Annotated in this window: 7 protein-coding genes; all 7 read right to left on the bottom strand. The window is 69.4% G+C overall.

Features of this window, described 5'->3' with window-relative positions; genetic code table 11:
* Positions 1-96 precede the first annotated feature (96 nt).
* The 7 genes from VLF18_RS00130 to VLF18_RS00100 all read right to left on the bottom strand — a co-directional run bounded on the left by VLF18_RS00130 (position 97) and on the right by VLF18_RS00100 (position 8,719).
* Positions 97-471 (bottom strand): DUF3060 domain-containing protein, encoded by a 375-nt coding sequence (locus VLF18_RS00130; protein WP_325277577.1) that lies wholly within the window; start codon positions 469-471, stop codon positions 97-99.
* A gap of 144 nt (positions 472-615) precedes the next feature.
* Entirely contained in the window at positions 616-3,321 is a 2,706-nt protein-coding gene (locus tag VLF18_RS00125; RefSeq protein ID WP_325277576.1) for a sensor histidine kinase KdpD, read from the bottom strand.
* Positions 3,322-3,478: 157 nt separating this feature from the next.
* The gene (gene kdpC / locus VLF18_RS00120; RefSeq protein ID WP_414717162.1) at positions 3,479-4,087 is read right to left on the bottom strand and encodes a potassium-transporting ATPase subunit KdpC; all 609 of its coding nucleotides are present in this window, start codon (positions 4,085-4,087) and stop codon (positions 3,479-3,481) included.
* 19 nt (positions 4,088-4,106) lie between these two features.
* A complete protein-coding gene (gene kdpB / locus VLF18_RS00115; protein ID WP_325277575.1) occupies positions 4,107-6,155 on the bottom strand; it encodes a potassium-transporting ATPase subunit KdpB in 2,049 nt (682 codons plus the stop codon).
* Positions 6,156-6,169: 14 nt separating this feature from the next.
* Positions 6,170-7,882, bottom strand: a complete 1,713-nt coding sequence (gene kdpA / locus VLF18_RS00110; protein WP_325277574.1) for a potassium-transporting ATPase subunit KdpA — start codon at positions 7,880-7,882, stop codon at positions 6,170-6,172.
* A gap of 12 nt (positions 7,883-7,894) precedes the next feature.
* Entirely contained in the window at positions 7,895-7,984 is a 90-nt protein-coding gene (gene kdpF / locus VLF18_RS00105) for a K(+)-transporting ATPase subunit F (protein WP_325277573.1), read from the bottom strand.
* Positions 7,985-8,023: 39 nt separating this feature from the next.
* The gene (locus tag VLF18_RS00100) at positions 8,024-8,719 is read right to left on the bottom strand and encodes a TorF family putative porin (protein ID WP_325277572.1); all 696 of its coding nucleotides are present in this window, start codon (positions 8,717-8,719) and stop codon (positions 8,024-8,026) included.
* Positions 8,720-9,161 lie beyond the last annotated feature (442 nt).

The following is a 9,161-nucleotide window of genomic DNA, read 5'->3' as shown; positions in this document are numbered from 1 at the left end:
CTCGGGTGAGCCCGCCGGCAGGCGCCGCGCAACCCGCGCAACGAAAAACGGCTCCGCAAGGCGGAGCCGTTTGTCTTCGTGCGCCGGTGCGGGCGGTTATTGCGCGCGGACCTGCTCGACGACATTGTTCTTGCCACTGACCTTGGTCGCGGGCTTCGGACGGTCTGCCGGCGGCCAGGTCACCTTGTTGTTGTCACCGTTCACGGTGATCTGCGCGGCGAGCGACTGCACGTCGACGACGTTGCCCGAGCCCTGCACGAGAATCGAATTGCACGGACCGCGCGTCTCGATGCGGTTGTCGTTGCCGACGAACTGCACGTCTTCCATCTCGGTGCAGTAGTGCTCGAATGTCGAACCTTGCTTGCCGACGGTCTGCTTGCGGCCGAGGTCGGCAGGCGCTTCAGCAGCCAGTGCGGTGAACGACAGGGTGCTCAGGGCGAGCAGCAGACCGATACGCGGAAACTGGAACATGGCGAACCCCAGGGTCGAAATCCGCGCCCAGTATAGTCGCGGCCCGCGATGGTCCAGGCTGCGCACCGCCCTCGCGATGCCGAGCGGCAGGATTCCGCCGTTCAGCGGCAGCGCGGCGGCGCGAAAGGTCGGCCGGCGGGCCGGTCAGGCGTCCTCGTCGGGTGGCGCCGGCGCCGCGGCGCCGGCCACCGGCAGCGTGATGCGGATCGTCGTGCCGGTGCCATCGTCGCCGGGCAGGGCTTCGACCGACCCGCCGTGCGCGCCGATCATGCCCTGGCAGATCGACAGCCCGAGCCCGGTGCCCTGCTTGCCGCGATCGCCGCGCTCGACGGAGTAGAACATGTCGAAGATGCGGCTGCGTTCCTCCGGAGGAATGCCCGGCCCCGCGTCGACGATGTCGATGCGGACTTCGCCGCCGGCCGCCTCGGCGCGCACGCGCACCGGCGCGCCGGGCGGAGAGAACTTTGCCGCATTTTCCAGAATATTGAAGATCGCCTGCTCGATCAGCGCCGGATGCACGTACAGCAGCGGAAGCTCGCCCGCCGGCGCGTCGCGTTCCACGCGCACGTCGGGAAACAGCTTGCGCAGGCGCAGGATGCCCGAACCGATGATTTCGTCGATCGCGACCCAGTCGCGCGCGAGCTTCAGCGTACCGTGGCCCAGGCGCGTCATGTCGAGCAGATTCTGGATGTAGCGATCGAGACGCTGTCCTTCCGACACGATGCCGTCGAGCAGCTCGCCGCGCTCGGCGTCCGACACGCGCGAACCGTAGCGCTGCAGGCTCTCGGCGGAACCCAGCATCGCGGCGAGCGGCGAACGCAGGTCGTGCGAGACGGATGCAAGCAGCGCCGCGCGCAACCGCTCGGTCTCGCCCTGCACGCGCGCGCTTTCGAGTTCGTCGGCGAGCCGCGTGCGCATCAGCGCCTGCGCGATGTCGTGTGCGATCGCCTGCAGCAGATCGCGCCGCTGCGGCGACAGCACGGTTTCCTCGGCCTCGAAGCGGATCGCGACGACGCCGAGGCGAACGCCGTCCTCGCTGAGCGGCAGCAGCCAGCAGGTCGCCGCGTTCAGCGTGTCGGTATAGCGGCCGGCCGGCTGTTCGTGGCTCAGCGCCCAGTCCGCCGCGGCGCGATCGGTCATGCCGAGTTCCAACGCGGACGGCACTGCTGCGGCGACGGTGAGCGTGCCGGTCGCGGCGTCCGGCATGAGCACGGCGACGTCGGCGCCGACCGCCTGCGCCAGCGTCCGCGCGCCGATGCTCGCGACCTGGCCCGCGTCCGCCGCGGCCGTGAGTTCGCGTCCGAGCCGTCCGAGAATGCCGGCATGTGCATTCGCCTCGCGGAGCATCTGCACCTGCAGCGACAGCCGCGTCGCGAGCCGCGAGCAGATCAGCGCCGTCGCGAGAAACAGGATCACGGTCAGCGCATCGCCGCCGTTCGCGATCGCGAGCGTGTAGCGCGGCGGCGCAAAGAAAAAGTTGTAGCCGAGAAAACAGACCACCGCGCTGAAAACGGCCACGCTCATGCGCGAACGCGCGGCGACGACGAGCACAGCGACCGTGAACAGCTGCGCGAGATTCGGCACCGACAGCACGCGGTCGGCCAGATGTGCGAGCACGAGCGCCGCGAGCGACACGAGCAGCGCAAAACCGTAGTCGCGCAGCGGCGCCCTGTTCGGCTGCTGCAGCGCGCGGCGCGAGCGCGCCCGCGCGACCGGCGTCGCGACGATGGTCAGTTCGAAATGCGCGCCGCGCATCAGCAGCTGCTGCGTCAGCGTGCGGTTGAACAGCCGCGCGAACGGCCGTTCGCGCGTGCGGCCGATGACGATGGCCGCGACGCTGTTGCGCGCGGCGTAGCCGAGCAGTTCGTCGACGACGTCGACGCCGCGCAGGATCTCGGTCGAGGCGCCGAGACGGCGCGCGAGGCGCAGCGCGGCATCGAGGCGCTCGCGGTGCGCCGCGTCGCCGCTGCTGCGGCCCGAATCGACATAGGCGACGGTCCACGGCGCATGCCGGCGCTCGGCGATGCGCCGCGTGACGCGCACGAGATAGTCGCTGTTCTCGCTGCCGTCGATCGCCGCGAGCACGCGGCGGCGCACCGGCACCGGTCCGCTGCCCTGCGCGACCTGATACTCGCGCAGGTCCGCGTCGACGCGGTCGGCGACGGCCTGCACCGCGAGCTCGCGCAGCGCGGTCAGATTCGACGCGGTGAAGAAGCGCTCGAGCGCGCTCGCCGCGAGTTCCGGCAGATAGACCTTGCCCTGGCGCAGGCGCGCGATCAGCTCGCGCGGCGGCAGGTCGATCAGGACGACATCGCTCGCGCGGTCGAAGAACGCGTCCGGCACGGTTTCACGGACGCGCACGCCGGTGATCTGCTGCACGACGTCGTTGAGGCTTTCCAGGTGCTGAATGTTGACCGTCGTGTAGACGTCGATGCCGGCGGCCAGCAGTTCCTCGATGTCCTGATAGCGCCGCTCGTGCCGGCTGCCCGGCACGTTGCGATGCGCGAGCTCGTCCACGAGGATCAGCGGCGGCCGTCGCGCAAGTGCGGCGTCGACATCGAATTCGTCGTGCGCGCGACCGCCGGGAGCGCCGCCGCGGCGCGGCAGCAACTCAAGCCCGTCCAGCAGCGCCTCGGTCTCCGCCCGCCCGTGCGTCTCGACGAGGCCGACGACGACGTCGACACCCTGGCGCTTGAGCTCGCGCGCCGCCGACAGCATCGCGAATGTCTTGCCGACGCCGGGCGCCGCGCCGAGAAATACCTTGAGCTGTCCGGCCTGCTCGCGCTCGATCCGGTCGAGCAGCGCGTCGGCTTTCGCGCGGCGCGGGTCGTTGTCGGTGGGTTCGGGCATTGCCTTCAGCCGGGAATCGGGAATGGGGAACCGGGAACAAGGCGCGCCGGTTGGAACGCTCCCCTTCAAGCGGGAGGCATGAGTGGGGATGGGTTTCGCCTTCCCGTTCGCGCAACGAGACGGCTTCCTTTACACCAATCTGCGCTACGCAGCAGCTTCATCGCTTCGCCCCGCGCTCGTCCAGCGCAAGATTCAACTCGAGCACATTCACACGCGGCTCGCCGAGCACGCCGAGCGTACGCCGCTCGGTGCGTTCGTGGATCAGCGCGTTCACCGCGTCGACCGGAAGTCCGCGCGCCTTCGCCACGCGCGCCGCCTGCAGCCGCGCGGCGGCCGGCGACAGATGCGGATCGATGCCGGAACCGGACGCAGTCACGAGTTCGCCCGGGATGTCCGCGGGCGCCGCGCCTTCGCGCACTGCGACGGCCGCCGAGTCCGCCGCCATGCGCTCGCGCAGCGCCGGGTTGCTGCTCGCGAGATTGCTGCCGGACAGCGCGGTCGGATCGTAGTTCGCCGCCGACGGACGCGGCCGGAAATAGCGCACGTCGGCAAACGGCTGCGCGACCAGCGCCGAGCCGACGACGCGCCCGTCGAGTTCGACGAGGCTGCCGTTGGCCTGGTGCGGGAACAGCACTCCGCCGAGCACCGTCGCGACCGCGGGATAGACCAGGCCGCAGAGCACGATGAACAGCGCGCTGCCGGCCAGCGCCGGCCGCATGCCGCCGCCGGTGTCGTCGAGTTCCGAAGTGTACTTTGCGGTTTTCATGACATTCTCCATGAGCGGCTCAGCGCGCGCCGGCGACGGCGGCGAGCAGCAGGTCGATCAGTTTGATCGCGACGAACGGCAGCGCGACGCCGCCGACGCCGAACACGAGCAGATTGCGGCGCAGCAGCGACTCGGCACTGCCCGGCCGGAACGAGACGCCGCGCAACGCCAGCGGAATCAGCGCCGGAATCACGAGCGCATTGAAGATCAGCGCGGCCAGCACGGCGTTGACCGGCCCCGACAGCCGCATGACGTCGAGCGCCGCCATGCCGGGAATCGCCGCGACGAAGATGGCCGGAATGATCGCGAAGTATTTCGACACGTCGTTGGCGAGCGAGAACGTGGTCAGCGCACCGCGCGTGATCAGCAGCTGCTTGCCGATCTCGACGACCGACAGCAGCTTGGTCGGATCGGAATCGAGGTCGACCATGTTGCCGGCTTCCTTGGCCGCCTGCGTGCCCGAGTTCATCGCGAGCCCGATGTCGGCCTGCGCGAGTGCCGGTGCGTCGTTCGTGCCGTCGCCGACCATCGCGACGAGGCGGCCCGCCGCCTGCTCGGCGCGGATCCGCGCGAGCTTGTCCTCGGGCCTGGCTTCGGCCAGGAAATCGTCGACGCCGGCCTCGGCCGCGATCGCGGCGGCCGTCAGCGGGTTGTCGCCGGTGATCATGACGGTGCGCACGCCCATCGCACGCAGCCGCGCGAAACGCTCGCGCACGCCATGCTTGACGACGTCGGCCAGCGCGACGACGCCGAGCACGCGGCTGCCGTCGGCGACGACGAGCGGCGTCGCGCCGCCGCGCGCGACGCGGTCGACGGCCGCGTCGAGATCCGCCGGCACGGCAACCTGACGCGCTCGCGCCCAGTCCACGACAGCCGTCTTCGCGCCCTTGCGGATGACGCGGCCGCCGTCGAGGTCGACGCCGGACATGCGCGACTCGGCGCTGAACGGCAGGAACGTCGACGCGCCCGTGTCTGCGGCGACCGTGCCCTGCGCCTGCGCGAGTGCGACGATCGATTTGCCCTCGGGCGTGGGATCGGCCAGCGAAGCGAGCAGCGCAGCCTCGCGCAGATCCGGGCCGCGCGCGCCGCCGACCGCGATGAACTCGGTCGCACGGCGATCGCCAAGCGTGATCGTGCCGGTCTTGTCGAGCAGCAGCGTGTCGATGTCGCCGGCCAGCTCCACGGCCTTGCCGGATTTCGCGATCACGTTCGCTTCGAGCGCGCGATTCATGCCGGCAATGCCGATCGCGGGCAGCAGCCCGCCTATCGTCGTCGGAATCAGGCAGACCAGCAGCGCGATCAGCACGACGGCGTCGATATGGACGCCGGCAAATTTGCCGATCGCCGGCAAGGTCACGACGACGATCAGGAACACCAGCGTCAGCGCGGCCAGCAGCACGGTCAGCGCGAGCTCGTTCGGCGTCTTCTGCCGCTGCGCGCCTTCGACGAGCGCGATCATGCGATCGAGAAAGCTCTCGCCGGGCTGCGCCGTGACGCGCACCTTGATTTCGTCGGACAGCACGGTCGTACCGGCGATCACGCCCGAACGATCGGTGCCCGCCTCGCGCAGCACCGGCGCGGATTCGCCGGTCACCGCCGCCTCGTTGACCGAGGCAACGCCTTCGACGATCTCTCCGTCGGCCGGAATCTGCTCGCCGGCGCCGACCACGACGATGTCGCCGGGACGCAGCTCCGTCGCCGGAAGACAGTCGAACTGCCCGTTGCGCCAGCGTCGGCCGACAAGCTGCGACCGCGCCGTGCGCAGGCTCGCGGCCTGGCCGCGGCCGCGCGCCTCGGCGACGGCTTCGGCGAAGTTCGCGAACAGTACGGTCGCCAGCAGGATCAGCGCGACGACGGCCGTGTACAGCCACGGCTTTCCGTTCGCGACGGCCTGCGCCGACAGCGCGGCGACGACGACGGTGCCGACGAGCACGACGAACATCACCGGGTTCTTCATCGCCGTGAGCGGCGCGAGCTTCGCGAACGCGTCGCGCGCGGCTTCGCGCAGCGTCTGCGCGGTGAAGCGCGCCGCATGCGCCTTGATGCCATGACGGGAGGAGGTTTGCATGACGGGTTCGTCCCTCAGGAGTGGGCCAGCATCAACTGCTCGCCGACCGTGCCGAGCACGAGCACCGGCAGATAGGACAGCACGGTGACGAGCACGATGACGGCGATCATCGTCGCGCCGAACGTGACGCTTTCGATGTCGAGACTGCCGGCGGTCTGCGGCGCCTGGCGCTTGCGCGCGAGGCTACCCGCGACCATCAGCGGAATCAGCAGGCATGGATAGCGTCCGAGCAGCAGCACCGCGGACGCGGACAGGTTCCACCAATACGTGGCATCGCCGAGTCCCTCGAAACCCGAGCCGTTGTTCGCGTAGGCCGACGTGTACTCGTAGAACACCTGCGCGATGCCGTGCAGGCCCGGGTTGGAGTTGCCGGCGACGCCGGGAATCACGAGTGCGAGCGCGGTGAAGCCGAGGATCGTCAGGCTCTGCAGCACGACGAGGAACGACAGCAGCCGCACTTCGCCGGTTTCGAGCTTGCGCCCGTAGACCTCGGGCGTTCGCCCGATCATCAGCCCCGCGATGAAGATGCTGAGCAGCAGGAACACGAGGTGGCCGACGAGGCCGCAGCCGATGCCGCCCCAGATCGCATTGACGAGCATGTTCACCTGCGCGGCCGTGCCCGCGAGCGGATTCAGCGAGTCGTGCATCGCATTCACCGAACCGTTGGAGGTCTGCGTCGTGACCGCGGCCCAGAGCGCCGAGGCCGACGCGCCGAAACGCACTTCCTTGCCTTCGAGATTCGGGCCGGGCGCCGCGAGTCCCGCGGTCGCGGCGTTGGGTTGCCGCTCGGAATGGACGGACGCACCGATCGATGCCAGCGACAGCGTCGCCATCACGCCGAACACGAGCGGCGTGAGCCGGCGGCGTCCCGTGAAGGGTCCGAGCATGAACACGACCGCGATCGGCATCACGACGATCGCGATGAGTTCCAGCGCGTTGGCGAGCGGCGTCGGATTCTCCAGCGGCACGGCGCTGTTCGGTCCGTACCAGCCTCCGCCGTTCGTGCCGAGCTGCTTGGTCGCGACCATGGCCGCGACCGGCCCGACCGGAATGACCTGCTCGGTCATGCCCGCGCCCGGATCGAGCGGCCGCACGATCCGGGCGCCGGCGAACGTGCCCGGCACGCCGAGCATCGTCAGCGACAGCGCGAACAGCAGCGCAAGCGGCAGGAATACGCGCAGCGTGAGCCGCGTGACATCGACCCAGTAATTGCCGAGATCGCGCGCTTCGCCGTCACGCGCGGTCGCCGCGTTGCGTCCGCCGAACAGTCCGCGCAGCATCGCCGCGGCGATGCCGAGCCCCATCATCGGCGTCAGAACCTGCAGCGTGACGATGCCGACCATCTGCGACAGATACGACAGCTGCGCCTGCCCCGAGTAGTGCTGCTGATTGGTATTGGTCAGGAACGAAATCGCCGTATGCAGCGCGAGATCCCAACGCATGCCGGGCACGTGGTCGGGATTGAGCGGCAGCGTGTGCTGGAGCAGGAAGACGAGCCACGCGAACACCCCGAGCACGACGTTGCTCGCGAGGAATGCGAGCGCATAGCCGCGCCAGGTCATGCCTCGCTGCGGATCCACGCGCAGCAGCCCGTAGATCAGGCTTTCGACCGGCAGAAACATCGCGTCGGCGCGGCTCGCCTCGCCCTTGAGCACACTCGCGAGATAGCGGCCCAGCGGCCACGCGAGCGCCACCGACACGGCGAGCAACAAAATGACTTCAGCCATGGCGCGCTCCGGTCAGAACTTGTCCGGCCGCAGCAGTGCGACCAGCAGATATGCGCCGAGCACGACGCTCAGCAGCAACAGGAAAATCGTCGATGCGCTCATCGCGCCTCCTTCATGGAGCCGCCCGCGGGCGGCGCGGGGTCAGAAATTCCAGGCGGCCGCCGCCTCGACGCGGCTGCCGGCGACGCCGGGAAACAGCCGCTTCGCGCCGTCGCTGGTCCAATGCGCCGACGCGCGCAGGTCGGCGCGACCGATCGTGTAGATCGCCGACACCTGCGCGCGGCGGTAGTTGTCGTCGTAACCGTCGAGGTCGTAGTTCGCGGCCACCGTTTCGATGCGAAATGTGTCGCTCAGCGGGAACTTCGCGCCGACTTCGGCATAGACGCCGCGGCCGCCGCTCCCGAGCGCGTTCTCGGACCAGCCGAGCATCGCCCACCAGCGCTGATCGAGCGTCAGCGCCGCGATCACCTCGTTGTAGTCGAGATCCAGCGGCGCCCGCGTCCCCGGATACGTGAAGCGCGTGAGGTTGATGTCGAGGTTCCAGCGCCGCGCCAGCGTGCGGTTCCAGCCCGCGACCAGATCGACTTCGGCGTCGCTGCCGACGGCGTCGCCATAGTCGACGGCCGACGCCCACGCGGCGCCGTAGAAGCCCGAGCCGAATGCCACCTTCGCGCCGAGCTGCGGCGCCGCATTCCCTTTCGTCTGCGAGATACCGCGGAACACATAGTCGCTCGTCAGCGCGAGCGAGCCGCTGAAATCCGCGCCGGGCGCCGGCAAAGCAGGCACCAGACCCGCCGCCGCGGCCACGCGCAGGCCGTATTTACCGAGACACGTCATTGTTTGATGGACTCGTACCAACTCCGCCGTCGGAGCGGGAAAAGTGTCCGCGCCCGCGGCGTAAACGGACTAGATCGAGGACCGCCCCGGCGCGTAAACGCCGCGTAAATTCGTGCCGGCGCCGCACGGCCCCGCGGCCGGCTTTTCTAATGCGGGCGTTACGCGCGTGCCGCGTGCACGAATGGCGCGTTTACGCCCGTCGGCCGCAGACCGCCGCGACACGCCGCCAGCCTGCACCACGTGGAATACATGTCATTCTCTCTTTTGATACTCATCGGCATGCTCGGCTACGCTGGGTTGATCTACCGTGTGCCGTGTCGCCGCGGCAAAGGCCGGTCCGCTGCGACGCTGCAGCAGACGGGCTGGTCGACGTCACCCGAACGGCCTGAGTGAATTCCCGCATATCCCGCGACGTGCGCCGCTGCGAAACTGGATACCCCTG

The sequence above is a fragment of the Tahibacter sp. genome (assembly GCF_035481375.1).
In the GTDB taxonomy this organism is placed as follows: domain Bacteria; phylum Pseudomonadota; class Gammaproteobacteria; order Xanthomonadales; family Rhodanobacteraceae; genus Tahibacter.
This window is presented reverse-complemented; position numbering and strand designations above follow the sequence as displayed.

What these genes read in the sequence shown, in the direction of transcription:
- VLF18_RS00130 (WP_325277577.1), bottom strand. Translation starts at nt 471, where the DNA reads ATGTTCCAGTTTCCGCGTATCGGTCTGCTGCTCGCCCTGAGCACCCTG.
- VLF18_RS00125 (WP_325277576.1), bottom strand. Translation starts at nt 3,321, where the DNA reads ATGCCCGAACCCACCGACAACGACCCGCGCCGCGCGAAAGCCGACGCG.
- kdpC (WP_414717162.1), bottom strand. Translation starts at nt 4,087, where the DNA reads ATGAAAACCGCAAAGTACACTTCGGAACTCGACGACACCGGCGGCGGC.
- kdpB (WP_325277575.1), bottom strand. Translation starts at nt 6,155, where the DNA reads ATGCAAACCTCCTCCCGTCATGGCATCAAGGCGCATGCGGCGCGCTTC.
- kdpA (WP_325277574.1), bottom strand. Translation starts at nt 7,882, where the DNA reads ATGGCTGAAGTCATTTTGTTGCTCGCCGTGTCGGTGGCGCTCGCGTGG.
- kdpF (WP_325277573.1), bottom strand. Translation starts at nt 7,984, where the DNA reads ATGAGCGCATCGACGATTTTCCTGTTGCTGCTGAGCGTCGTGCTCGGC.
- VLF18_RS00100 (WP_325277572.1), bottom strand. Translation starts at nt 8,719, where the DNA reads ATGACGTGTCTCGGTAAATACGGCCTGCGCGTGGCCGCGGCGGCGGGT.